At 67.3% G+C, this 23,410-nt stretch carries 22 protein-coding genes; 8 read left to right on the top strand and 14 right to left on the bottom strand.

Annotated elements, in window-relative coordinates:
* Positions 1-136 precede the first annotated feature (136 nt).
* From AC3WUM_RS07625 to AC3WUM_RS07615, 3 genes are all read right to left on the bottom strand, one after another.
* Positions 137-457 (bottom strand): FmdB family zinc ribbon protein, encoded by a 321-nt coding sequence (locus AC3WUM_RS07625; protein ID WP_492409617.1) that lies wholly within the window; start codon positions 455-457, stop codon positions 137-139.
* A 212-nt stretch (positions 458-669) separates the two neighbouring features.
* Positions 670-1,917 (bottom strand): threonine ammonia-lyase, encoded by a 1,248-nt coding sequence (locus tag AC3WUM_RS07620; RefSeq protein WP_492409616.1) that lies wholly within the window; start codon positions 1,915-1,917, stop codon positions 670-672.
* A gap of 4 nt (positions 1,918-1,921) precedes the next feature.
* On the bottom strand, positions 1,922-2,443 hold the full coding sequence (locus AC3WUM_RS07615) for a DUF4124 domain-containing protein (protein WP_492409615.1): 522 nt from the start codon (positions 2,441-2,443) through the stop codon (positions 1,922-1,924).
* Positions 2,444-2,583: 140 nt separating this feature from the next.
* Between AC3WUM_RS07615 and AC3WUM_RS07610 the strand changes: the two genes are divergently transcribed.
* Positions 2,584-3,333, top strand: a complete 750-nt coding sequence (locus AC3WUM_RS07610) for a phosphocholine cytidylyltransferase family protein (RefSeq protein WP_492409614.1) — start codon at positions 2,584-2,586, stop codon at positions 3,331-3,333.
* A gap of 157 nt (positions 3,334-3,490) precedes the next feature.
* On the opposite strand, the gene AC3WUM_RS07605 is transcribed toward AC3WUM_RS07610, so the two are convergent.
* The 6 genes from AC3WUM_RS07605 to AC3WUM_RS07580 form a co-directional block, all read right to left on the bottom strand.
* Positions 3,491-4,285 (bottom strand): NTP transferase domain-containing protein, encoded by a 795-nt coding sequence (locus AC3WUM_RS07605; RefSeq protein WP_492409613.1) that lies wholly within the window; start codon positions 4,283-4,285, stop codon positions 3,491-3,493.
* A complete protein-coding gene (locus AC3WUM_RS07600) occupies positions 4,282-5,421 on the bottom strand; it encodes a dATP pyrophosphohydrolase (protein ID WP_492409612.1) in 1,140 nt (379 codons plus the stop codon). Before AC3WUM_RS07600 ends, AC3WUM_RS07605 begins: the two co-directional genes overlap by 4 nt.
* Positions 5,418-6,506, bottom strand: a complete 1,089-nt coding sequence (locus AC3WUM_RS07595) for an LptF/LptG family permease (RefSeq protein ID WP_492409988.1) — start codon at positions 6,504-6,506, stop codon at positions 5,418-5,420. The genes AC3WUM_RS07600 and AC3WUM_RS07595 overlap by 4 nt, the downstream gene beginning before the upstream one ends.
* Positions 6,506-7,699, bottom strand: a complete 1,194-nt coding sequence (locus tag AC3WUM_RS07590) for an LptF/LptG family permease (RefSeq protein WP_492409611.1) — start codon at positions 7,697-7,699, stop codon at positions 6,506-6,508. The genes AC3WUM_RS07595 and AC3WUM_RS07590 overlap by 1 nt, the downstream gene beginning before the upstream one ends.
* Positions 7,700-7,715: 16 nt before the next feature.
* A complete protein-coding gene (locus tag AC3WUM_RS07585) occupies positions 7,716-8,150 on the bottom strand; it encodes an HIT family protein (protein ID WP_492409610.1) in 435 nt (144 codons plus the stop codon).
* 78 nt (positions 8,151-8,228) lie between these two features.
* Positions 8,229-9,137, bottom strand: coding sequence for a metallophosphoesterase family protein (locus tag AC3WUM_RS07580; protein ID WP_492409609.1), 909 nt, complete (start codon positions 9,135-9,137; stop codon positions 8,229-8,231).
* Positions 9,138-9,161: 24 nt separating this feature from the next.
* On the opposite strand from AC3WUM_RS07580, the gene AC3WUM_RS07575 reads away from it, so the two are divergent.
* The 3 genes from AC3WUM_RS07575 to AC3WUM_RS07565 are packed head-to-tail and all read left to right on the top strand — an operon-like array spanning position 9,162 to position 12,204.
* Positions 9,162-10,316 carry a CDP-alcohol phosphatidyltransferase family protein gene (locus AC3WUM_RS07575; protein WP_492409608.1) on the top strand — a complete coding sequence of 385 codons (1,155 nt, stop codon included), beginning with the start codon at positions 9,162-9,164 and terminating at the stop codon, positions 10,314-10,316.
* The gene (locus AC3WUM_RS07570) at positions 10,301-11,254 is read left to right on the top strand and encodes a diacylglycerol kinase family protein (protein ID WP_492409607.1); all 954 of its coding nucleotides are present in this window, start codon (positions 10,301-10,303) and stop codon (positions 11,252-11,254) included. Before AC3WUM_RS07575 ends, AC3WUM_RS07570 begins: the two co-directional genes overlap by 16 nt.
* On the top strand, positions 11,251-12,204 hold the full coding sequence (locus tag AC3WUM_RS07565) for a hypothetical protein (protein ID WP_492409606.1): 954 nt from the start codon (positions 11,251-11,253) through the stop codon (positions 12,202-12,204). The genes AC3WUM_RS07570 and AC3WUM_RS07565 overlap by 4 nt, the downstream gene beginning before the upstream one ends.
* 104 nt (positions 12,205-12,308) lie before the next feature.
* On the opposite strand, the gene spt is transcribed toward AC3WUM_RS07565, so the two are convergent.
* The 4 genes from spt to AC3WUM_RS07545 all read right to left on the bottom strand — a co-directional run bounded on the left by spt (position 12,309) and on the right by AC3WUM_RS07545 (position 16,635).
* Positions 12,309-13,535 carry a serine palmitoyltransferase gene (gene spt / locus AC3WUM_RS07560; protein ID WP_492409605.1) on the bottom strand — a complete coding sequence of 409 codons (1,227 nt, stop codon included), beginning with the start codon at positions 13,533-13,535 and terminating at the stop codon, positions 12,309-12,311.
* A gap of 32 nt (positions 13,536-13,567) precedes the next feature.
* Positions 13,568-13,837, bottom strand: coding sequence for an acyl carrier protein (locus AC3WUM_RS07555; protein ID WP_492409604.1), 270 nt, complete (start codon positions 13,835-13,837; stop codon positions 13,568-13,570).
* Positions 13,838-13,904: 67 nt separating this feature from the next.
* On the bottom strand, positions 13,905-14,870 hold the full coding sequence (locus AC3WUM_RS07550) for an NAD-dependent epimerase/dehydratase family protein (protein WP_492409603.1): 966 nt from the start codon (positions 14,868-14,870) through the stop codon (positions 13,905-13,907).
* Positions 14,860-16,635: a fatty acyl-AMP ligase gene (locus AC3WUM_RS07545; protein ID WP_492409602.1), complete on the bottom strand. Its 1,776-nt coding sequence runs from the start codon at positions 16,633-16,635 to the stop codon at positions 14,860-14,862. The genes AC3WUM_RS07550 and AC3WUM_RS07545 overlap by 11 nt, the downstream gene beginning before the upstream one ends.
* A 128-nt stretch (positions 16,636-16,763) precedes the next feature.
* Here AC3WUM_RS07545 and AC3WUM_RS07540 point away from each other — a divergent pair, with 128 nt between their 5' ends.
* The 4 genes from AC3WUM_RS07540 (at position 16,764) to AC3WUM_RS07525 (ending at position 21,005) form a co-directional block, all read left to right on the top strand.
* Positions 16,764-17,879 carry a phospholipase D-like domain-containing protein gene (locus tag AC3WUM_RS07540; RefSeq protein ID WP_492409601.1) on the top strand — a complete coding sequence of 372 codons (1,116 nt, stop codon included), beginning with the start codon at positions 16,764-16,766 and terminating at the stop codon, positions 17,877-17,879.
* A 126-nt stretch (positions 17,880-18,005) separates the two neighbouring features.
* Positions 18,006-19,409, top strand: coding sequence for a surface carbohydrate biosynthesis protein (locus AC3WUM_RS07535; protein ID WP_492409600.1), 1,404 nt, complete (start codon positions 18,006-18,008; stop codon positions 19,407-19,409).
* Positions 19,406-20,338, top strand: coding sequence for a hypothetical protein (locus tag AC3WUM_RS07530; protein ID WP_492409599.1), 933 nt, complete (start codon positions 19,406-19,408; stop codon positions 20,336-20,338). Before AC3WUM_RS07535 ends, AC3WUM_RS07530 begins: the two co-directional genes overlap by 4 nt.
* Position 20,339: 1 nt before the next feature.
* The gene (locus tag AC3WUM_RS07525) at positions 20,340-21,005 is read left to right on the top strand and encodes an acylneuraminate cytidylyltransferase family protein (protein ID WP_492409598.1); all 666 of its coding nucleotides are present in this window, start codon (positions 20,340-20,342) and stop codon (positions 21,003-21,005) included.
* A 44-nt stretch (positions 21,006-21,049) separates the two neighbouring features.
* Here the strand turns inward: AC3WUM_RS07525 and AC3WUM_RS07520 are convergent, their stop codons facing one another.
* Complete coding sequence (locus tag AC3WUM_RS07520; protein ID WP_492409597.1) at positions 21,050-23,323, bottom strand: N-acetylneuraminate synthase family protein; 2,274 nt, start codon at positions 23,321-23,323, stop codon at positions 21,050-21,052.
* Positions 23,324-23,410 lie beyond the last annotated feature (87 nt).

The following is a 23,410-nucleotide window of genomic DNA, read 5'->3' as shown; positions in this document are numbered from 1 at the left end:
AGGCGCGCATTGTACGCACCTGAGGCGTTTGCGGTCGAAGCCCGCAAGGCCGGGCTTTTCGGCTCTCATGAACGACAACGCCCCCGGCTGCGGGGGCGCTGAAAAGCGACGTTCGCTGGCCGGTCCGGCCGGCCGTTCAGCTCGAGGTCGAGGCCGCCGGCGTGCTGCTCGCGGTCGAGGCGCTCGACGCGCCGGCGCCCGAAGCCGAACTGGCGCTCGATCCGCTGTCGCCCGATGCCGACGAGCCGCCGCCCTCGGCGAGGTTGCGCTTGCCGCCGGACTTGAAGTCGGTTTCGTACCAGCCGCCACCCTTGAGGCGAAAACCGGCCGCGGACATCTGCTTGGTCAGCGCCGGCTTGCCGCAGGCCGGGCAATCGGTCGCCGGCGGATCGGACATGCGATGGGAAATCTCGGACTGCTTGCCGCACTCGGTGCAGAAATACTCGTAAATAGGCATCGACGTTCGCCGGAAAGGTCTTGAAGAATCGGAATGTTCCCAAGCATGGGGAACCGGCGCGCATTTTCAAGGGACCGCCAGCCGAGGTCCAGCCGCCGCCGCAGCGCGCGAAGCCGGCGCCGCGGCGCATCGAGCGCCGGAAACGCTGATCAAGCGTGGCGAGCGAACGCAGGTCGTACGAGGACGGAGCGCAGTAGCTTGAGCGGAGTTTCCTAGTCGAACTCCACTCCGCCGACCCCACGCCGCACCGTGAATCCGGCCGCCTGCAGATCGCCGATGATCTGCTCGGCATGGGCCTCGTCCTGGGCTTCGATCAGCAGTTCCAGGCTCGCGTTCTTGGCATGCGTGCCGGCGTGCAGGCGCTCATGATGCACCTGCACGATGTTGCCTCCGCTCTCGCCGACACGGCCTGCGACGCGGGCCAGAAAGCCCGGTCGGTCCTCGATATCGATGGTCAGGCTCACGAGCCGCGATTCGTGCACGAGCTGGCGCAGCAGCACCGAGGCGAGCAAGCGCGAGTCGATGTTGCCGCCGCAGACCACCAGTCCGACCTTGCGCCCGGCGAAGCGGGCCGGGTCGGAGAGCAGCGCGGCCAGACCGACCGCGCCGGCGCCTTCGGCGATCACCTTCTCGATGTTCGCGAGCAGGCCGACCGCACGCTCGATGGCGGCCTCTTCGACGCGCATGAGTTCGGCGACCTCGTTGCGGATGATCTCGATCGTGAGCTTGCCGATGTTGCGGACGGCGATGCCCTCGGCGATCGTCTGCCCGCCCTTGACCAGATTCGGGTCGCCCTGCAGGGCCGCGTAGGCCGACGGATAGCCGGCCGATTCGACGCCGACCACGCGCAGGTCCGGCTTGATGCCATGCGCCGCGATCGCCATGCCGCCGATGAGCCCGCCGCCGCCGATCGGCACGACGAGCGTGTCGAGCTCGGGCGCCGCGGCGAGCATCTCGAGCGCGATGGTGCCCTGCCCGGCGATGATGTTCGGGTCGTCGTACGGATGCACGAGCGTCATGCCGCGACGGCCGATCAGCTCTTCTTCGAGAAAGGCCTGCGACTCGGCCAGCGATTCGCCGTGCAGGATCACCTCGCCACCGAGCTCGCGCGTGTTGCGGACCTTGGTGAACGGCGTGTTGGTGGGCATCACGATGACGCTTTTGATGCCGAGCCTCGTCGCGTGATACGCCACGCCCTGGGCGTGGTTGCCGGCCGACATCGCGGCGACGCCGGCGGCGCGCTCAGCTTCGGTCAGGCTCTCGAGCTTGTTGAGCGCACCGCGTTCCTTGAACGAGGCGGTGAACTGGAAGTTCTCGAACTTGAGCCAGACCTCGGCCCCGGTGATGCGCGACAGCACGCGCGAACGCCGGCACGGCGTGTCGATGACCTGGCCTTTGAGCACCTCGGCGGCGTGCTTGACGTCGTCGAAGCGGACTGCGGGAGTGGCGGATGCGTTCATCGCTCTATTGTCGGTCTCCGGGCCGGTCGTGCGCTTGAGGGGATTTCCTGGGCTTGGCGGCGGGCCGCGATGCGGTGGCCGGGCCCTTCACGTGGCCGTTCTCGAACTCCACCACCTCGCGCCTGCGGTCGCGACGATAAACCCAGCGCTCGCCGCCCGCACCCGCGCCGGGCTCGATCGAATCCGGCGCCCCGCGAACGTGGCGCACGTCGGCCGCGCTCATGCCGGCCACCACGCGCCCTTCGACGAGCCCCTGGCGAATCCTCGCCGCCTCGGCCTTGCGATCCTCGTGGAGCCGCAGCCACTGCGCATCTGCAGTGCTGCGTAAATCGCGCTCGCGTTCGCGGCGCTCGTCGTGCGCGGCCGCCAGATCGGCCTCGCCGTCGGCGGCGATGGTCGTCGGCTGGCGCTCGGCGATCGGCTCGCTCGCGGCCGCGCAGGGTGTGTCGGTGTAGACCGTACGGCCATCCTGCTCGCAGCGGTAGATCGCCGCCTCGGCCCTCAGGACCAGAACCCCGGCGGTCATCGCAAATCCCAGCCGCCGCATCGTCTCGCCGCGCATACGCCGTCTCCCCAATTCGTGATGGACAGACGAAGTCTGTGCGGGATCGCGCCGACGCACCGTAAAATAGCTCTCACTTTCGAGCTGGATTTCCGTACGCGTACATGAAGGCCCTCATTCTCAGCGCCGGGCAAGGTAGTCGCTTGCTGCCGCTCACCGTCAGCCGTCCCAAATGCCTCATCGAGCTCTCGGGCTTGAGCCTGCTCGAGTGGCAGCTGCAGGCGCTGGCCGCGGCCGGCGTCACCGAAGTCGTCGTCGTCACCGGCTTTTCGATGGACCAGGTCGAAGCCGAAGTCGCCAAACGCGCCCCGGCCGGGCTGCGCGTGCGCACGCTCTACAACCCGTTCTACAAGCTCGCCGACAACCTCGCGACCTGCTGGCTCGTGCGCGCCGAAATGCAAGGTCCCTGCCTGATCCTCAACGGCGACACCCTGATCGAGCCCGAGATCGCGCGCCGCCTGCTCGCCGCGCCGGATGCGCCGATCACCGTGACGATCGACCGCAAGCCGTCCTACGACAGCGACGACATGAAGGTGCACACCGAAGGCAGCCAGCTGCACGCGATCGGCAAGACGCTGACCGCCGACGTCACCAACGGCGAGTCGATCGGCTTCCTGCGCTTCTCGGCCGAAGGCGCGGCACGCTTCGTCGCCGAGATCGAGCGTGTCATGCGCCTGCCCGAAGGCGTGAAGCTCTGGTACCTGTCGGCCATCAACGGCCTGACGCAGTCCGGCTGCGAAGTGCGCGTCGCCTCGATCGAAGGCCTCGAATGGGGCGAAGTGGACTTCCACCCGGACGTCGATCGCGCGCGCGAGCTGACGGCGGGTTGGGTGCGGCGCTGGTTGAAGGGCTGAAGGCTGCTATTCCTCTCTCCCGCGTGCGGGAGAGAGTCCCGCCGAAGGCGGGGAGTGAGGGAGCGCCGTCTGGAATAGGTGCTCTGCCGCAGCGTGTTCCCTCACCCGGCGCTGACGCGCCACCCTTTCCCGCTCGCGGGAGAGGGGACTGCAAGCCTCAGCGGGCGACCAGCTCGCGCACCAGATCCAGATCCGCCGGCTTGTCGACGTCCACGGCCGCGAGTCCGAACGGCATCTCGACCACCGCGAGCTTCGCGCCCGCGAGCTTGCCGAGTCGCCTCAGCGCGCCGGCCAGACTGAGCCGGTTGAGCAGATAAAGCAGCGCAGTCATCGTGCCGAGCCGGCGAATCATCTTGACCGGCCGCTTGCGCTGGTTCTCGATCTCGAGCCAGACGCGCGCGACGCCGGCCGCTTCCGGACTGGCGAAATAGAACAGGTTGCAGCCCGAGTAGCGGCGGCCACGAAAACGCAGCCAGGTGCGGCGCGTCTGCGGCAGTTCGCCGAGCACCGCTTCGCTCGTCGCGAGCGCGGCGCAGACGTCGGCGACGCGCTCGCGATGCTCGATGAAATAGCGCACCCATTCCGGTGTCAGCAGCGCGTGATCGGCCGTGGTCACGAGCAGCGGCGTACCGAGCCGATCGAGCGCGGCGAGCACGCTCGAACTCGGGCTGTGCGCGGCCGCGATCACCTCAAGCGTCTTGTCGCCCGCCGCCTCGCGCAGCGCCGGATGCGCATCGAGCAGATCGGGGTGCTCGATCTGCACGACGATGCGCCCGATGCCCTCGACCGCCGCGAGCGCCGCGATCACGCGCTCGAGCATGCTGCGCCCGCCGATCTCGATGAGCGCCTTGTGCTCGACGCCCGCATAGACCGCGAGCGGATCGCCGGGGCCGCGCGAACCCGCGAGGATCAGCGCGGTGAGCTTCGCCGTCGGTGCTTGCGCAGCGCTCAAGCGGGCGCCTGCACGAGCGGCTTCTGGTAGACGCGATAGGTCTTGTAAGGCTTGCCGCCGACGGCTTCGATCATGCGCTTCATCGCGACGTTGTCTTCGAGTATCCACGACAGTTCGGCGCTCTGGTAGCGGAGCTTCACCGCATGCGAGCGGATCGCCTCGATGACCAGGAACGGCGCCATCGCGGCCATGAACGGAGACTCGACATCACGACGCACGCCCATCAGCGGCAGGCGACCTGTTTTCACGCCACTGACCTTCAGGCGCCAGAGCAGCTTGGCCCAGTTGAACGGCAACAGGCTGCCGCCGAAATCACGGATCGCCTCGTTGAGATTCGGCAGCAGAATGCCGAAGGCCACCGGCTTGCCATCGATCTCGGCGATCGGCGCGAAGCCCGGATCAATCAACAGTTTCAGCGCACGCGCGAGATGATCGATCTCGGCCGGCGTGTACGGCACGAAGCCCCAGTTGTCGGCCCAGGCGTCGTTGAAGATGTGCGTGACGGTCTGGATGTCCTTGAGGTAGTGCTTCATGTCGAGCAGGCGCACGCGAACGTTTCCGGGCTTGCGTTCGACCATGCGCTGGGCCACCGGCGGCAGCGGCGCGGTGACGTCGTAGTTGTAAGCGATCAGATCGCGCGCCTTGCCGTAGCCCTGGGCTTCGATGCGCGCGCCCACGTACGGAAAATCGTGGCTCATCATCACCGCGGGCGGCGTGTCGAAGCCTTGCACGAGCAGGCCGGTCTCCTCGTTGATCGAGAGATTGAACGGACCGATCACGATCGTGCAGCCGCGCGCCTTGAGCCAGTTCTCGGCGGTCTCGAACAGCGCGGAGAACACCTCGGCATCGTCGATCGCATCGATGAGCCCGAAATGCCCGGTGCCCTTGGCGGCGAGCCGGTCGACCTGCGCGCTGATGCGCCCGACGTCGCGCCCTCCCCGCACCGCGAGCCAGAACTGCACTTCGGCGTGTTCGAAATAGGGATTGTGCTTGGCCGAAAGCGACTCGCTGCGCTCCATCTCGAGCGGCGCGATGTAGAGCGGATCGTGCTTGTGCAGCTGCGCGGGCAGGCGAATGAAGCGTTTGAACTCGGCCGGCGAATTCACCGGCACGATCTGCAGGGTGGATGAGGTCATAGCTTGTCGTATCGATGGAGCCACGAAAGACCAACGCCGCCGAACAGCAGCAGCGGGACGATCGCGGCGAAGAAGGGAGGCAGGCGTCCGCCCTGGCCGAGCGAGCCGAGCAGACCAACGGTCAACGTGAAACCAAGGCCGGTGCCGAGTGCGAGCAGCAGCATGCCGCCGCCCTCGCCTCCGCGCTGCACCGAGCGCGTCGCAGGCAAGGCGAGCAGCAGCATGATCGCGAGCGTGAACGGCGCGAGATAGGCCTTGTAGAGCACGGTGCGGTAATAGCTCGCCGGACGATCGCCGACGCGCTTGCCCGCGAGCACACCGAGCAGCGCGGTGCTCGACAGCGGAAGCTGCGCACTGTCCTGGCCGAGATCCGACGGACGCAGATTGGTCTGCCACGTTTCCTCGGCGTTCGCCGAGCGCTCCGCGTGATCGTCGAACAGCCGCAGCGAAGTAACATCGCGCAGGTGCCAGCTGCGATCGATCCACTGCGCCTCGCGCGCCGTCTTGCGGCCCGCATACTGGCCCTGTTCGTTGCGCAGGTAGATCGTGAGGCCCTGCAGCGTGCGACCGTTCGAACTCGTGCGCTCGACCGCGGTAAGTCCGTCCTGCGTGCGAAACCACAGGCGATTCGGCTCTCGCTGTTCATCGCCTTCGTCGGGCAGTTCGGACGCGGCCCACCAGTTGGCGAGCGAGGCCTCGGTCACCGGCACCACGCGATCGGAGACGACGAACTGGATCACCGCGAGCCCGACCGCGACCGGCAACAGCGTGCCGACCACCCAGCGCAGGCGCAGGCCCGAGGCGCGAATCGCGACGAGCTCGTGATTGCGCGCGAGCGTGTAGTACGTGAACAGGCTGCCGACGAGCATCGCCAGCGGCAGCGCGAGCGTGAATTCGGTCGGCAGTCGCAAGGCCGCGTAATGCAGCACGCCGGCGACGCCGAGCTTGCGCTTGAGGATGTCGGTGGTGACGTCGAGCAGTTCGAGCATCTGCAGCAGGGCGGTCAACGCGATCGCGATGCCGATCACCTGCGCCAGCAGCAGGCGACGCAGATAGCTGGCGAGCGGTCCGCCGAAGCTCATCATCACGAAGCCGCCTTCGCAGCCGGCTTCTTGCGCCGAAGATTGATGCCGCCGATGAGCCCTTCCACCGTGCCCACCGCGCGCGTCACCGGGTTTTCGCCGGGACTGCCGAGGCTCGCGCGGAACAGCCAGATCGAGAACGCCGAGAACGCCGCCAGCGGCCCCCACACGGCCGGAATCGCCGCGAGCTTGCCGGCCTCCGCGAGGCTCTCGCCGATCTGTACGCCCTGCTGCAACAGCAGCAGCATCAGGCAGGCGATGACCACGCCGGGCGCGCGACGCCCGCGCTTCGACGCCATGCCGAGCGGCACCGCGAGCAAGGGCAGCAGCGGCAGCGACAGCGAGCGCACGAGCCGCGCATGCATTTCGCCCGCGAGTTCGGACGGCTCGAGCGCCGGCTGCGCCGAATGCAGGCCAGCCCACAGCTCGGGCAGCGTGAGCTCGCGCTCGCTGTCCCCGCGCGGACGGAACGGCGGCGTGTCGATGGCGAAGTTCTCGTGCGCGACGCCGTTTTCGAACGCGATGTTCTCGATCACGCCGTTGCCGTCTTCACGCACGATGTGGCCTTTCTGCAGCAGCAGCACGAGCTCCTTGCCGCCCGCGCTCGGCACCAGTTCGCCGGTTTCGGCGGTGGTGATCTCGTCGAGTCCGTTCGCGCTGTGGCGGATGAACACGCGCGTCAGCTTGCGCCCGGTGCCGTCGACGCCATCGGCGGTCAGCACGAAGCCGCGGCCCGCGTCGGCGAACACGTTCTCCTGCACCTTCGCGTTCCAGCCCGCGTTCAAGGCGTCGTAGCGCACCACGTGATAGCGATAGCGGCTGTGCGGCTGCAGGAAACCGAACAGGTAGATGCAGAACACCGACAGCAGTACCGAGACGACCAGAAACGGCAGCGTGATCTCGAAGATCGAGCGCCCCGATGCGAGCAGCGCGTCGAGCTCGTTGTCCTCGCCGAGCTTGGCGACGACCATGAAGATGCTCGCGAAGAACGCGGCCGGCAGCGCGAGCCCGAGGTAATGCGGCAGCAGGTTGGCGACCATCAGCAGCACCGGCTCGAGGGCCGATCCGCTCGCCGCGACGATGTCGAACAGGCGCAGCAGGCGTTCGAGCAGCAGCGCGATCAGCACGGTGCCGAGCGACACCATGAGCGGTCGCACGAGCAGCCCGAGCAGATAGCGCTCGACGATGCCCGGCATCAATGGCCCCGCGCGTTCAAAGCGACCAGCGCTCGCGCAGGCGCGCGGTCAGCGCCTGCTGTTGGGCGGCGCTCAGTTCGACCGCCGCATCGAGCTTCGGCACGCCGGGCCAGCCGGCGTCGGCGAAGCTCAGGCCATCGAATTCGCGCGCGCTGCCGCTGCGCGGAATCACGTGGAAATGCACGTCCGGGTCGACCATCATGAGCATGAGGTAGTTGATGCGCTCGTAGTCCACCTCGGCCTTGAGCATGCGCTCGATGCCGGCGATGACGGGCTGCAGCGAGGCGAAAGCCCCGGCGCTCAGCTCACCGAAGGCGGACGCCGGCTCGCTGCAGACCAGCACCAGCGAACCGAGCGTCGGCTGCTTGGGCCGCAGCAGCACGAGCCAGGGGCCGTGTTCTGCGACGAGCGTTTCGGGATAGCCGAATTTGCGGGCGGTGGCGTTGGGCATGAGCTCGGTCCGGACGATGGCGGAGTTTAAGGAAACTGCGCGATCGCCGTCGCTTTGCTGACCCAGGCCCGTCGCCGCTCAGGCGACTTGCCGATCGAGCGCGAAGACGTAGGTTCCGGCACTCACGAACGCGGCCTGCCGCGGCTCCCACAGGCGCACGGCCTGATGCAGGCGCCAGCCCTCGCCTGCGCGCTGCAGGCTCAGCTGCTGCCAGCGCGCCCCGGCATCGTGCGCGCCGGGCTCGGCCGAGGCCGAAGGCAGGCCCAGGCAGGGCAGATGGCCCCTGGGCCCGCGCAGCCGGTCGAAGCGCGGATCGCGCGAGTGGCCGTGCAGGACGAGTTCGGCTCCGGCGCGCTCGATCACGGCGCGAAAGCCTGAAGCGTCGACGAGCGCCTTGCGCTTGCCGATGGCGCCGGCGGCCGGCGGATGATGCAGCATCACCACGCGGCAGAGCCCGCGCTCGCCGAGCTCGCGCAGGCGCGCTTCGAGCGCCGCGAGCTGAGCCTCGCCGATGCGCCCGCTCGCGAGCAGCGGTGGGGTCGGCAGTGCGGAGTTCACGCCGATCAGCGCGATGTCCGCACGTTCGCGCACGTAGGGCCAGCTCGCACTGCCATCGTCGTTCGACATCCAGCGCCGCCACAGGCCGAGCCCCTGCTCCTCCGGCACCGCGACGAGGGCGTCGTGATTACCGGGCACCACGCTGACGCGATGCTCGGGGCCCAGGCTCGCGAGCCAGTCGGCGGCGGCCGGAAATTCGCCGGGCAGCGAAAAATTGACGATGTCCCCGCTGATCAGCACGGCGTCCGGGGCATGCGCCTGGACGTCGGCCACCAGGGCCGAGAGCACCGCCGCCTGCTGGGCCTTGCCGCGGTTCTTGGCCCACGACCAGACGCTGAGCTGGCGCTTGGAGAAGCGCTGCGCCGGCGACAGCCGCGGCGTGAAGCTCAGGTGCGGGTCGGAAAAATGGGCGAGGCGGATCGCGGTCACAGTCGGGGTCGCGGATAGCGGATAATGGCGGACTTTTTTCTCGCCCTGCCGATCATGACACAAGCGCAGTCCTCCCCTTCCGCGACGCCGAGCGCGCTCATCGTCGGCGACGCTCCGGTTCGTCTCTGGGGCCTCACGTCCCGCCAGCGTCTGCAGCGCCAGTTCCAGCGCCTGGGCATCACCGAAGGCGCGAGCGGCAAGGAAGTGCTCGTGCTGCATGCCGGCTGGGTGTTCGACGAGCCACTCGTCGCCGCACTGCGCGATGGCCCGATCGACACGCTGCTGCTCGACGAAGCCAGTGGCAAGCCGGTGGCGGCGAAGGTGCGTGCCGCCGCCGCGCAGTCCACCGCCGAGGCGCTCGCTGGCGGCGGTGATCTGTCCACGCTCGCCACGCGCACGCCGGCGACGCTCGCGAACCACTACAACAACAAGCTGCGCAAGCGCGAAATTCCGTACCTGCTGCCGCTATCGGCGGAAACGCTGACGGGCATCGAGAAGCGCATGTTCTCGGGCTCGTACAAGGGTGTCACCGACATCGTCACCAAGTACGTCTGGCCGACGCCCGCGCGCCATGTCACCAAGGCCTGCAGCATCGTCGGCATCACGCCGAACCAGGTGACGACGACGAGCCTGCTCGCGGTGATCGCCGCGTTCTACGCGTTCTGGCACGGGCATTTCGCATGGGGGCTGCTCGCGGCCTGGTTCATGACCTTCCTCGACACCGTCGACGGCAAACTCGCCCGCGTCACGCTGAACTCATCGAAGTTCGGCGACATCTTCGATCACGGCATCGACCTGATCCATCCGCCGTTCTGGTACTGGGCCTGGGTCGTGGGCCTCGGCGTCGTCGGGCTGCCGCTCGAGAACACCGCGCTGATCCTGTGGATCGTCATCGGCGGCTACGTCGCGCAGCGCATCGAGGAAGGCCTGTTCCAGAAGCTGTTCGGCATCCAGCCGCACATCTGGCGCCCGTTCGACAGCTTCTTCCGTCTGATCACGGCGCGCCGCAATCCGAACCTGCTGCTGCTCACTTTCGCGGTGATCGTCGGCCGTCCAGATCTCGGCATGGAATGGGTCGCGTGGTGGACCGTCGTCGGTTTCATCGTGCATGCACTGCAGATCGTGCAAGCGTTCATCGCGCGCCGTCACGGGCCGATCACGTCGTGGCTGAGTCGCTGACAGCCACAGCGCTGGGCGCAGCGCTGATCCACAACCCACGCAGTCATCGCAATCGCAGCATCCAGCTGTCGATTCCGCCCGAGCTGCCTTCGGCGGTGCCGGCGACGACCGATGAACTGCGCGCGGCGCTCGCCGGTTTCGCCGAGCGCGGAACGAAGCTGCTGATCGTCAGCGGCGGCGACGGCACGCTGCGCGACATTCTCGGCCTGCTGCCCGAAACCTTCGGCGCGAACTGGCCGCGCATCGCGCTGATCGCCGCGGGCAATTCGAATTCGGTCGCGATCGACGTCGGCTCGATCTCGCCTGGACCCGGGGCCTTGCAACGCGTGCTGCTGGCGGCGAAGCACGGACGCTGGTCGCGCGAGGTTCATCGCCCGGCGATCACGCTGCGCTGGCCCGACGGATCGCGCGATCCGGTGTTCGGCTTCTTCATGGGCGCCGCGGCGCTCACACGGGCGACGCAGTACGCACGCGAGAACGTCGAAACCGGCGGCCGCTGGTCGGTCATCACCACGCTGATCGCGACCTTCTATCGCTGCATCTTCGGTGGCAGCGACTGGCTGAACGGCTCGCAAATGAGCATCGCCTACGACGAGCGGCCCGAGCTCGAAGGCCGGCGCTTTCTATTCGTCTCCACGAGCCTGCACACGATCATGCTGCACATCTGGCCGTTCTGGAACGATGGCGACGGACCGCTGCGGTACGTCGAGATCGATGCGCATCCGCGCCGGCTCGGACGCTCGCTGTTCCCGCTGCTGTTCGGCCGTCCGACGAAGTGGATGCGCAGCGCAGGCTCGGGTTATCGCAGCGGCGCGGCCACGCGCATGCGGCTGACACTCGACAGCCCGCTGATCGTCGATGGCGAAGCCTTCGCACCCGATCGAGACGGTCGCGTCGACGTCGAAACCGGGCCTGTCGTGCACTTCGTATCGCCATGAGCCTCGACAATCGACAAGCCGCGCGCGAGACGCTGATCGAGCGCGTGCACGCGGAATTGCAGCGCCCGCTGCCGTCCGCGATCGGCGCGTTCTCCGAGCATCTGATCGCCGGCAAATCCGCCGCCTGCGCCGTGCTGTTCTACGGCTCCACCTTGCGCACGGGCGATCTCGACAGCCTGCTCGACTACTACGTGATCGTCGATGACCTCGCCGCCTGGCACGGCCAGCGCATCGCCGCGATCGCCAACGGCTGGCTGCCGCCTAACGTCTCGTTCGAGACCTTCGAGCACGAAGACCGAACGCTGCGCGCGAAAGTCGCGGTGCTGAGCCGCGATCAGTTCGAGCGCGGCATGCAGACGCGTTCGATCGACACCACGCTGTGGGCCCGCTTCGCGCAGCCCATCGGCCTGCCGTGGGCACGCGACGCCGAATCGAGGCAGCGCATCATCGCCATCGTCGCCGACGCGATCGGCACCGCTGCGCACTGGGCCGCGCTGCTCGGCCCCGAGCAGGCCGAACCCGCGAAATTCTGGACCGCGCTGTTCCGTCACACCTACTCCGCCGAACTGCGCGTCGAAGGTGCGGCCGGACGGTCGAAGAGCATCATCGAGCACGAGCAGGCGCGCTACGAAGCCCTGTTGCCGCTGGCCTGGCGCAGCGTCGGTATCGACTACACGGTTCGCCTGGATGAGCTGAGCCCGCGCCTGTCCACGCAGCAGCGCGAACAGGGCCTGCGCGCCTGGAGCCTGCGCAGACGGCTCGGCAAGCCGCTCAACATGGCGCGCATCCTCAAGGCCAGCTTCACGTTCCACAACGGCGCCGATTACATCGCCTGGAAAGTCGAACGACACTCGGGCTACAAGCTCGAACTCAGCGACTGGCAGCGCCGGCATCCGCTGCTCGCGGCGCCGCTCGTACTCGTCAAGCTCAAGCGCGCGAAGGTGCTATGAGGCGTGAAGCGAAAAAGACAAGCAATCGTCGAGCGATAGCACACAAATAAAAAGGGCAGGTTTTCACCTGCCCTTTTCGTTTCTGTTGTCGCTCGGCGATTCGATCAGGCGACCATCGCGACCTGCGGAACCGACGACGGCGAGATGATGCCGAGCTCGACGCCGACCTGCGCGAACAGCGCGACGGCGGTATCGATCTGGCGCGGCGAATGCGCGGCGCTGATGCTCGCGCGCAGCAGCGGACGGCTCGTCGGCGTCGCCGGCGGCAGCGCGAGGTTCACGTAGAGCCCGCCCTGCAGCAGCGCATTCCAGGCCTTCACCGCGATTTCGGCGTTCTCGACTTCGACCGACACGATCGGGCTCGCTTCCGGACCGACATGGAAACCGAGGCCACGCAGGCCGTCGTACAGGCGGCGCGCGTTTTCACCGAGGCGCACGCGCAGCGTCTGGTCTTCGGACAGGCGGCGCAGCGCCTGCGTGGTCGAGGCGATCACGGCCGGCGGCAGCGACGCGGTGAACACGTAGGGACGGCAGGCCAGACGCAGCACGTCGAAGCCATCGATGTCGGAAACGCAGAAGCCACCGACGCTGCCGAGGCTCTTCGAGAAGGTACCGACGATGAAATCAACGTCAGCTTCGACGCCCGCGTGTTCGGCCAGCCCGCGGCCCTTGGCGCCGAGCACGCCCATCGAATGCGCTTCGTCGACGAGCAGGTAGGCGCCCATCTCGCGCTTCACGGCGGCGATCTCGGCGAGCGGCGACGAATCGCCGAGCATCGAGTAGATGCCTTCGACGACGACGAGCTTGCTGCCCGGCGCGTCCTTGATGCGGCTCAGGCGCTTGCGCAGGTCGGCCGGATCGTTGTGGCGGAAGCGGATCACTTCGGCGTGGCCGAGGCGCGCGCCGTCGTAGATGCTCGCGTGGCTGTCGGAGTCGAGAATGAGGTAATCGCCGTGACCCGCCAGCGTCGACAGCATGCTCAGGTTGGCCTGGTAGCCCGTGCTGAACACCATGCCGTGCTTGCGGCCGAAGTATTCGGCGAGCTTCTTCTCGAGATCGCGATGGCCGGCATAGCTGCCGTTGGCCACGCGCGAGCCGGTGGTGCCGGTGCCGAAACGGCGCACCGCGGACACCGACTCCTCGATGCAGTCGGCATCGAAGGTCAGGCCCAGGTAGTTGTTGGTGCCCAGCAGGATCGTCGTCTTGCCGTTGACTACGCCTTCGGTCGAAGAGTTGATCTTGTCGAAGGTGACTCGAAGTGGATTGGCGTCCGGCGGTCCCAGTTTTTCAAAGGTCCGCGCCAACGCATCAAACTTGGAGAGAATGCTCATGCCCGCTGTTTACTCGCTTTCACGACGGCCGATCAGGCCAGAGTCTCGACCGCATGGACGAGATCGTCCACCGTCACGATTTCCGCTACCCGATTGAGCGGAATGGAAATATCGAAGCTGTCCTCGATCGCCAGCATCAGGTTCATGACGGCGAGCGAATCCAGACCGAGGTCCTGCACGATCTGGGTGTGGCCGTCGATCTCGACCGGGCGGTTGACTGCGACGCGTAGCGCCTCCAACACCTGGGCTCGTACGTCGATGGAAGATGAAGTCATTCGATTCGGGTTGTAGTGATCCGGCATCCCGGCCGGACAGCGCACTTTAGCGCTGTAACGTGGTGGCAACAAATACTAACGTAAGGGGGAACGCTTACGTCACCTTCTCGGACAACCATCCGCTTTGTCGGTAAAAGCGTACGGCGCTCTCGAATCCGGATTGCAAATCGTAGGCCGGGGCCCAGCCTGCAGGCACCAGCCGCTGCTCCGGCGGCACTGCCCAGTCCTCGTGCAGCAGCTCGCGCAGCTTCTCCGAAGTGAGCATCGAGGCATCGCCGAAACGGGCCTTGAGGTCACCGAAGCCCGCCACCGTGCGCAGCAAGGCTTTCGGCAGCTGCAGCTTGGCACGCGGTTCGATGCCTTGAACCCGCGCCGCCGTGCTCAGAATTTCCTCCCAGCTGTAGCCCTGCGGTCGCTCGTCGGTAACGACCCCTACGGCGCAGGTCGGTTCCCCATCGAGCACGCGGACGAAAGCCTTGCACAAGTCCTCGACATGAACGACCGCCGAGCGGGCCCTGGGTCCGCCGATCAGCGGGATGAAGCCTGACGAGACCATTTTGAAGAAGGCCAGCGTCTCGCGATCGCCCGGTCCGAACACGGCCGGCGGCCGCACGATGCTCAGGCGATCGCCGAGCAGCTCCTGCGCCACGACTTCGGCCGCGCGCTTGCTCGCGGCGTAATGCGAAAGCTCCGGGTGCCGCGCGGCGAGGCTCGAGACCAGCAGGCAGTGCGCCTGCGGGGCCTGCGCGAGCATCGCTTCGGCCAGCCTGCGCGTGCCCTCGCGGTTGGCGCGCATGAACTCGGCTTCGCTGGTGGCCTTGATGAGACCGGCCAGATGGACGACCGCGTCGGCCCCGTCCATGAGCCGGGCGAGCGACTGCGCGTCCGCCAGGTCGCCCTGCACTACTTCGACGGTGAGCCCGCTCCATTGCACGTCGGCCGGGTCGCGGCGGATCAGCAGGCGCGGACGCCAGCCCTCGGCCGCGAGCAGCGGAACCAGGTGGCGACCGATGAAGCCGGTGGAGCCGGTGATCGCGACGACGCCGCGATCAGCCGGCACTGGCGGGCTCGGCGGCGGCACGGGAGCCCGATTCGAACTGGGCGGACAGGAACAGGGCCTTGGCCTTGGCGCGGCTGAGCTTGCCCGAGGAGGTTTGCGGCAGCGACCGCGGCGGCACGATCACCACGCGCGTCTCGACGCCGTGGCGCGTGCGCAGCACGCCCGCGACGGCATTGCAGAGCGCCTCGCGGGCGGCCGCATCGACGAGCCGCGATTCGACCAGCACGACCACGCTCTCGCCGTCGGCATCGTCGACCGCGAACGCGGCGACGTCGCCGCTGCGCAGGCCGTCGACCTCGCCCTCGGCGCTCCACTCGAGATCCTGCGGGCGGATGTTGCGGCCGTTGATGATGATCAGGTCCTTGGCCCGGCCGGTGATGACGATCTCGCCGTCGACCAGATAGCCGATGTCGCCGGTATCGAGCCAGCCGTCGTCGCTGATGGTGCGCGCGGTGGCCTCGGGTTCGTTGAAGTAGGCCTTCATGAGGCTCGGGCCGCTCACGAAGATCAGGCCGACGCCGCCTTCGGGCAGCACCCGGCCACGCTCGTCGCGCACCTCGACCGCATGCTCGGGCAGGATCGGCCCGCAGCGCACGAATTCGCGCTGGCGCGAGGTCCGCGCCGACGCCGCGACCGCCTGATGCCGGCTTTCGAGCGCATCGCAATCGAGCGCATCGAGGCGCAGGCCGCGGTCGAGCGGGGTGAACGACAGCGCCAGCGCGGCCTCGGCCATGCCGTAGCTCGGCACGAAGGCCTGGGCCTTGAAGCCCGAGCCCGCGAAAGCCTCGGCGAAGCGACGCAGCGGCCCCGGACGCACCATGTCGCCGCCGATGCCGGCAGCGCGCCAGCGCGACAGGTCGAGCCCGTTCGGCACGCCGTTTTCGACCCGGCGCGCGCAGAGCTCGTAGCCGAAGCTCGGGCTGTACGAAATCGTCGCCCCATGGCTCGAAATCAGCTGCAGCCAGGTCAGCGGGCGGCGGGCGAAATCGCGCGTCGCCATGAGGTCGACCGAGACCCCGCAGGCCATCGGCGTCAGCACGAATCCGACCAGTCCCATGTCGTGATAGAACGGCAGCCAGGCGGCGAAACGATCGCGTTCGGTGACTTTCAGGCCGTGCTGGCCGATCGCGCGCAGGTTGGCCATCACCGCCCGGTGCGTCACCGCGATCGCATGCGGAAAGCGCGTGCTGCCGGACGAAAACTGCAGGTAGGCCAGATCGTCGCCCGAGGGCGCCGGCAACTCGATCTCCGGGGCCTCGATGCGCATGAGCTTGCTGACGCCGCCGAGGAAGGCGAGCTCCATGCCACCGGACGCTTCGCTCATCCAGCTTTCGAACGAATCCGGCGTGACCACCGCGCTCGCGCCGATGCTTTCGAGCATGCGGCGGATGTGTTCGAGATAGGTCTGCTTGCCGCCGAGCGCGACCGGCAGCGGCAGCGGCGCCGGCACCAGCCCGGCCATCTGGCAGGCGAAGAAGGCGCGCACGAAATCGCCATCGGTATCGGCGAGCAGGCCGACGCGATCGCCGTGCTTCAGGCCGGTCGACAGCAGCCGCCCGGCCAGGCAGCGCGACTGTTCGAGCAGGCGCGAATACGGCAGCGCTTCGGTGAGCTCGCCGCGCCCGGAATAGAAGTAAAAACCCGTCGTGGCAGTGGCCGCGCGATGCAGCGCATGGACCAGATTGTCGCCTTCGGCGCCGTAGTCAGGTAGTGAGGCTCCCGAAGCCTGCGCGGGCGTGGTCATGAAGTTCGGATCGTCAGGCATGACGGCCAACGGCCGCAGACAGGGTAGGTTCGGCGCGATTTTAGCCGGTGTGGAAGCCGTGCGCAGGCGTAAAAATCGCCGATCACCGGGATGCCCCGGGCGACCGTTCTTGCGGATGCGGCCTCCCGATGCAGCAATCACTCGCCATCGGCCGAACGACTATCGTTAATATTCAACTCCCGAGCACGATCCGGCCGAAGCCCTACGCGATGCCTCTGCCTTCCTTCAAAGTTCATTTCGGCGGACCAGACCGCCCAGGCGCACTACGTGATCTGCTATCCGCGCGGGTGGCCGCCACACCTGTCTCCGGAAGTATCGACTGGGTCACCTACTATTTTCGTGATCGCCCGTTGGCAAGCGACCTGGCGAGCGCTCGGGCGCGCGGCGTGCAGGTGGCGGTGACGATGGAAGCCCGCCCGCGCGCGGCACAAGCCAATCGGGCGGTGATCGACCGTCTCTCCGCCCCCGAAGCGCTTGGCGCCGGACTGCGACCCTTGCAGATGTTCAAGCAGCGGCTGCACGAGAAAATCTATTGCTTCTCCCATCCGGTGCCGACGGCTTTCGTCGGCTCGTTCAATCCGTCGGCGGACAGCCCCGAAGAATTTCCGGACATCGTCTCGGAGATCGGCGACCACCGCGTCGCTCACAACCTGCTGGTGGAAATCCGCGATCCACGGCTCGTGCACTGCCTCCTCGAACATGCGCGCTCGCTGCATCGCAACGGTCCGTGGCTTCCCTTGGGCCTTGGGCCTCGGGCGGTGCGGGATTGCGACATCGGCGATACGCAGCTGCATTTCTGGCCTCGTTTCGGCGCTCACCCGGTCGAGCGACTGCTGAAGCGCTATGGCGCCGGCAGCCGGGTGAGGATCGCGGCCTCGCATATCAGCAATCGGGCTTCGGTTGCCTGCCTGAGGCGCCTGGCGCGGCGCGGCGCGAAGATCGAAATCGCCGCCGAACATACCGAACGGCGCGTGCCGCGGGCCGTGGAACTGCAGCTCGCCCGCGAAGGCATCGCCTTCACGCGGCTTGGCGCCGATGCCAATGTGCCCATGCACCTGAAGTTCGTATTGCTGGAGAACGCCGAGGGACGCCATGCCGTGTTCGGCAGCTTCAACTGGACGGCGCAGGCGTACTGGCTGAATCACGAACTCGCCGTCATCACGCGGGACGACGACGTTTTCGAAGCACTCGACCGGCACTGGACCACACTGCGGCAACCGGCTCCCGAAAGGGGCCAGCCGTAGTCATGTCGCAGAGCAGTTCGCCGAACCTGCGCGGCGGCTCCTTGTCATGGCCCGACGCCGCTCCGCGCGGCGTCCAGGCCGGTTTCACGGAACCGCGCCTCCCCTCCCCGCTTCGCGAGCCCTTACATGCCTGACGCTCCGCTGTTGATCATTCCGGTGGAAAGCCAGGTGCGCGAAATGGACGCCAAGCTGCTGCTCGCCTGTTGCGCGGTGGAACGCGGGTATCGGGTCGTCATCGGCTCGCGCGCCTACGTGCATTTCGCGATGGCGGAGCTGCCGCGCGGCGTCTATGCCGCCAAGAGCATGCGTGGCCTCAGCAAGCTGATGTTCCGGCTGATCCGTGAGCTCGGCCACGACATCATCGCCTGGGAAGAAGAGGCGCTGGTGCATCCGCCACCGGAAGTGTTCTATCCACTGCGGCTGTCGCCCGGCACCCTGCCCTACGTCTCGCACATTTTCGCGTGGGGCGAGGAAAACCGTGAGCTGCTGGCAGGCTATCCGCATCTGCCCAAGGGCATGCCGATGCACCTGACCGGCAATCCGCGCGGCGACATGCTGCGCCCCGAACTGCGGGCCTACTTCGACGACGACGTCCGCGCGCTGAAGCACCAGTACGGCGACTTTCTGCTGATCAACACCAACTTCACGGACGTCAACCCGTTCCAGCCCGGTCTGGGTCTGTTCGCGCCGTCGACGGACCCGACCAGGCCGCCGCCGATGGGCCAGGCCGGCAAGGGCATGCCGCGCGCGTTCGCCGAGGGCCTGCTCGCGCACAAGCAATCCATCCTCGACGACTTCCTCGCCATGATGCCGGCGCTGGAGCAGGCGCTGCCGGGCGTGACGCTGGTACTGCGGCCACATCCGAGTGAAAACCACGCCATCTACCAGGAACTCGCCCGCCGCTGCAGCCGCATCGTCGTTTCGCACCAGGGCAACGTGCTGCCCTGGCTGCTGGCCTGCCGCGCCCTGGTGCACAACGGCTGCACCACGGCGATCGAGAGCTACGCCATGGGCGTGCCGTCGGTGACCTATCTCAAGACCTTCAATACCGAATACGACCTCGATTTCCAGGGACTGCCGAATCGCCTGAGCGTGCAATGCCACACGCTCGACGAATTGATCGCGAGCCTCAAGGACATCATCGAAAACCAGGAGGCAGCGAGGACGAGCGCCGAGCGCGACGCTCTGATCGGACACTACATCACCGCCCGCTCGGGCCGGCTCGCCTGCGAGCGCATCCTCGATCAGCTCGATGCCATTTATCGTCGCGAAGGCAGCCTGCCGCTACCGCCGCTACCGGTGCGCCTGCGCGCCTGGCTGCACACGCGTTTGCGCTCGCTGGCGAAGCGGCGCAAGCACGAAAAACCCGGCAACTATCACGATCACCGCTTCCCGCGCCTGTCCACCGACGACGTCGCGCGACGGATCGAAAAACTCGGCCGCACACTGGGCCGCTTCGGCTCGGTCGGCGTGCGCACACGCAGCGAGCATCTGTTCGAGGTGTTCGCCACACCTCGCGCCGGACAATGAATTTTCCGTCAAGCCTTTCGTCCCGCCTGCTGGCGCTGCTGAGCCCGTCCTACAGGCGCGCGCAGGATGCCCGGCGCGCGACCGACACCTGGCGCGCCTTCGACGAGCAGCGCCACTACGACGCCTACCTCGCCCGCTGCCGCGCCGCCTTCGGCCGTTCGCCAGCCCCGGCGGCCGATGCCGAACTCGAACAGTGCGGCTTCCGGTATCTGCGGGCCCTGAGCGCCGACGCGGCCGCCGCCTGCATCGCCGAACTCGAGGCCGGCCACCCGCAGCTGCTCAAGAAGAACAGCCGGCATCTGGAAGGCTTCAAGCTCAGCGACGCCCGCTTGAAAGCCCTGCTCGACCAGATTCTGCGGGGCCCGGTCGACCAGGCCGTCGCGGGCTTTTTCGGCAGCGAATACCTGGTCCACTGGGCCGCGTTCTCGCTGACGCGCGCGGCACCCGAGCAGGAGTCGGTCTCGTTTCGCTGGCATTGCGACAAGGGCCCGAGCCGGCACCTCAAGCTGATCGTCTATCTGAACCCGACCGCGCAGCACGGCGGCAATACCGAGTTCATGGACATCGCCAGCACCCTGGCGGTCGCCGAGCGCGGCTACGTCTTCAACAAGACCCGAACCCGCACCGGCGATACCGGGCAGCTCGCGCGTCTCGCCGGCCGTCCACTGGTCACCGAACTGCGTGAGCGCGAAGCCGGTGAAGCGGTGCTGTTCCAGCCCTCACGGGCGCTGCATCGGGGCATCAGCCCGACTCGAGGCCCACGGCTGACCGCGACCTTGTGCCTGCTCCCGAGCCCGGTGCGCTGGGACCAGGCGCTGCAATCCGGCGCCCTGTCCGATCTCGCGGTCGACGAGAAATGGCACGACGACGCCCTCGCCTTCCTGGCCAAGCTCGAAGCGCGGCTCGAGCCGGCCACGGCAGGAGCCTGAAATGCGCTGGCTGGCCTACATGCCGCTGCGCGGCGGCTCCAAATCGATCCCGGGCAAGAACATCCGCCCGCTGGCCGGCCGGCCGCTGTTCGCCTGGTCGCTCGGCGCGGCGATCGACAGCGGCTGTTTCGATGAAATCTGGGTCGGCACCGACAGCGACGACATCCGGCGCTCGGTGGAGCAGGAATTCGGGCCGAAGGTGAAGCTGTTCCGTCGCGGCGCGGAGACCTGCACCGACGCCGCCTCCACCGAAAGCGCGCTGCTGGAATTCGCCGCCGCCGTGGACTTCGACGTGCTGTGCACGATCCAGGCGACTTCGCCGCTGACCCGTGTCGAAGATTTCCGGCGCGCGCAGCAGCGTTTTGATGAACAGCGGGCCGATTCGCTGGTCACCGCGGTGCGCACGCATCGTTTCTTCTGGACCGACGACGGCCGGGCGCTGAACTACGACCCGCTCAAGCGGCCGCGTCGCCAGGACTGGGCCGGCACGCTGATGGAAAACGGGGCGTTCTACTTTTCGAGCCGCGCGGTGCTGGAAAGTGGGCGCTGCCGGCTGGGCGGCAAGATCGTGGTGCACGAAATGGCCGCCGACAGCGCGGCCGAAATCGACGAACCGGAAGACTGGGTCACCATCGAGCGCCTGATCGAGAAGTCGCGCCCGGCTTGAACGTGACGATGGGTTAGGCGCTCGCGCGTACCTAACCCGGTCGCCTACGTTGGCGGTGTCATGCTCTGCTGCAGGCGATCCAGCGCGATCCAGAAGCCTTCGCCGTCGTTCTCGTGCCCCTGCCAGATTTCGGGCAGGAACGATGCCTGCGGCGCGATCTGGTCGAGGCGGCGATAGAAGGACTTGAAGTCGATCTCGCCCTCGCCGATCTGCAGGCCCTCGCCGTCCATGCCCGCCGCATCGGCCACGTGCAGATGCCGCGTGTGGCGGCCGACGATCGTGGTGAAATCCTCGAATGAATGCTTGAGCAGGTTGCAGGCGAGTTTGGAGTGCGAAATGTCGAAGCACAGGCCGAGCTTGAGCTCGCTGCACAGCACATCGATTTCCTCGGCCTCCACGAACAGGTTGTGGAAGCGCTGGCCGCCGAAATGCCAGGGATAGGGCGGCATGGTCTGCGGCCAGATCTCGACGTCGGCGGTGTCCAGTTCGGCGAGGCTGCGCTTGAGCGTCTCGCGCCGCTGCTGGCGCTCGGACGGAGTCAGCGGCCGGTCGAGCGAAAAACCGCCGACGTTGGTGACGATGCCGGTCGGGCCCGACGTCTCGAAATATCGCCGCAGCGAATGCGTCTTGGCGATCACGCGCCGCATTTCGCGCACCGAATGCTGGCGGTAGGCCTCGTCCGGCGAGCACAGGTCCAGCACGTGATCGCCCGCGAACAGCTCCGGCGCATGCACCACCAGGTTCAGCGGCTGTCGACCCGAGAAGAAGCGTTCGTCTTCGAGTTCGAGGTCGCGATAGCTCAGATGGAATTCCACGAAATCCGGCGCGCTGGCTTCGAGCAGCTTGGCGTAGTCGTGATGCCGGACCGGCAGGCCCCAGGGCCGGTGGAAACGATAGCTCCGCTTGCCATCGCCCTGGCGCGTCGCGCGGCCATCGAGGTCGGAAGCGAAGAACGGCGTGCCCGAGCGCACGGTCCGCGTCAGCCGCTTGCCGATCAGCTCCAGCTTGCGGTTGGGTTGCAGCCCGCGACCGGGGCTGCGCACCTCGAGCATGCTTTCCTCGATCACCTGGCCGGCCTTGATGTCGACGTTGGCGAACACCGATTTGGCCAAGGTGACGCGGTTCATCATCTCGCCCTGCGAAATGCGTCGCGGGGCATCGCTGCCGACGGCGTCTTCCACCTGGCGAATGCCTTCGACCATGCGTGCGAATTCGTCCGGCAGCAGGCTGACGCGATGGTCGTTGCCTTCCATGCCGCGATCGAAGGTCAGGTGCTTCTCGATCACCCGGGCGCCGAGCGAAACCGCCGCGATCGAGACGAAGATGTCGCGCTCGTGGCCGGAGTAGCCGACCGTGCATTGTCCGATCTGCTCGAGCCGCCGCAGGTAGCTCAGGTTCACATCGCGGAACGGCGCCGGATAGGTGGAATTGCAATGCAGCAGCACGTACGGCGCCCCGCAGCGCTGCAGCAGATCGGCGCTCTGGCGGATTTCCTGCTCGGTGGTCATGCCGGTGGAGCAGATCAGCGGCTTGCCGAGGCTGCCGAGCGATTTCAGGAAGCCGTGATTGGTGAAATCCGCCGAGGCGATCTTGAAGGCCGGCAGGCCGTAGCGATCGAGCTTCTCCATGCTCGACTCGTCCCAGGGCGTGCACAGCGGAACCAGGCCGCGCTTGCGGGAATGATCGAAGCAGCGGAACAGGTCGTCGGTCGACAACTGGTAGCGCGCCAGCAGGTCGAGCACGTATTCGGTGCCGAGGTTCTCGCTCGCGCCGCGGCCGTCGCTGGCGCCGCCATAGAGTGTCTCCATGTCGCGCATCTGGAACTTGGCGCAATCGGCGCCGGCATCGGCCGCGGCGTCGATCAGGCGCAGGGCCAGTTCGAGGCTGCCGTTATGGTTGTTGCCGATCTCCGCGATCGTGAACACCGGGGCGTCGCGCGCGATCCGGCGGTTGTCGAGCACCACGCCTTCGGCCGCCACCCGATGCCGGGCGACGGCCTCCAGGCGACCGCGCGCATCGAGGATCGGCACGTACAGCACATCTTCGAGCAGGGCGGCGATGCGGTCGCGCGAATCGTCCGGCCCGACCGATTTGAATACCCGGTTGGCGATGGACAAGGCAGTGGTCTGCGAACCCCGGGGACTGCCGGCTCCGAGCCAGCGAATCAGGTCACCGTTGGAGATAGTGCCGAGCAGCACGCCGTTCTGATCCACCACCAGCGCGATGCGACCCTTTTTCTGCGCGATCAGCTGCGCGACCTCCTGGATCGAAGCGGTGTCGCGGGTGGTGTACTGCCTCAGGTTTCGGTCGATCAGCATGGATCTTCAGGGCTTTGCCGCCACGGGATTGCCAAGCGGGCGAGTTTACTGGCTGCGACCGGGCCGCGCCGTGCGCGAAAACCGGGC

It is taken from the genome of Hydrocarboniphaga sp. FW305-C-57, from assembly GCF_058783045.1.
This window is presented reverse-complemented; position numbering and strand designations above follow the sequence as displayed.

Bases quoted from the DNA above. Each gene is read 5' to 3' on its own strand.
- AC3WUM_RS07625 (WP_492409617.1), bottom strand. From the start codon at position 457: ATGCCTATTTACGAGTATTTCTGCACCGAGTGCGGCAAGCAGTCCGAG.
- AC3WUM_RS07620 (WP_492409616.1), bottom strand. From the start codon at position 1,917: ATGAACGCATCCGCCACTCCCGCAGTCCGCTTCGACGACGTCAAGCAC.
- AC3WUM_RS07615 (WP_492409615.1), bottom strand. From the start codon at position 2,443: ATGACCGCCGGGGTTCTGGTCCTGAGGGCCGAGGCGGCGATCTACCGC.
- AC3WUM_RS07610 (WP_492409614.1), top strand. From the start codon at position 2,584: ATGAAGGCCCTCATTCTCAGCGCCGGGCAAGGTAGTCGCTTGCTGCCG.
- AC3WUM_RS07600 (WP_492409612.1), bottom strand. From the start codon at position 5,421: ATGACCTCATCCACCCTGCAGATCGTGCCGGTGAATTCGCCGGCCGAG.
- AC3WUM_RS07595 (WP_492409988.1), bottom strand. From the start codon at position 6,506: ATGATGAGCTTCGGCGGACCGCTCGCCAGCTATCTGCGTCGCCTGCTG.
- AC3WUM_RS07590 (WP_492409611.1), bottom strand. From the start codon at position 7,699: ATGCCGGGCATCGTCGAGCGCTATCTGCTCGGGCTGCTCGTGCGACCG.
- AC3WUM_RS07585 (WP_492409610.1), bottom strand. From the start codon at position 8,150: ATGCCCAACGCCACCGCCCGCAAATTCGGCTATCCCGAAACGCTCGTC.
- AC3WUM_RS07575 (WP_492409608.1), top strand. From the start codon at position 9,162: ATGGCGGACTTTTTTCTCGCCCTGCCGATCATGACACAAGCGCAGTCC.
- AC3WUM_RS07565 (WP_492409606.1), top strand. From the start codon at position 11,251: ATGAGCCTCGACAATCGACAAGCCGCGCGCGAGACGCTGATCGAGCGC.
- spt (WP_492409605.1), bottom strand. From the start codon at position 13,535: ATGAGCATTCTCTCCAAGTTTGATGCGTTGGCGCGGACCTTTGAAAAA.
- AC3WUM_RS07555 (WP_492409604.1), bottom strand. From the start codon at position 13,837: ATGCCGGATCACTACAACCCGAATCGAATGACTTCATCTTCCATCGAC.
- AC3WUM_RS07545 (WP_492409602.1), bottom strand. From the start codon at position 16,635: ATGCCTGACGATCCGAACTTCATGACCACGCCCGCGCAGGCTTCGGGA.
- AC3WUM_RS07540 (WP_492409601.1), top strand. From the start codon at position 16,764: ATGCAGCAATCACTCGCCATCGGCCGAACGACTATCGTTAATATTCAA.
- AC3WUM_RS07535 (WP_492409600.1), top strand. From the start codon at position 18,006: ATGCCTGACGCTCCGCTGTTGATCATTCCGGTGGAAAGCCAGGTGCGC.
- AC3WUM_RS07530 (WP_492409599.1), top strand. From the start codon at position 19,406: ATGAATTTTCCGTCAAGCCTTTCGTCCCGCCTGCTGGCGCTGCTGAGC.
- AC3WUM_RS07525 (WP_492409598.1), top strand. From the start codon at position 20,340: ATGCGCTGGCTGGCCTACATGCCGCTGCGCGGCGGCTCCAAATCGATC.
- AC3WUM_RS07520 (WP_492409597.1), bottom strand. From the start codon at position 23,323: ATGCTGATCGACCGAAACCTGAGGCAGTACACCACCCGCGACACCGCT.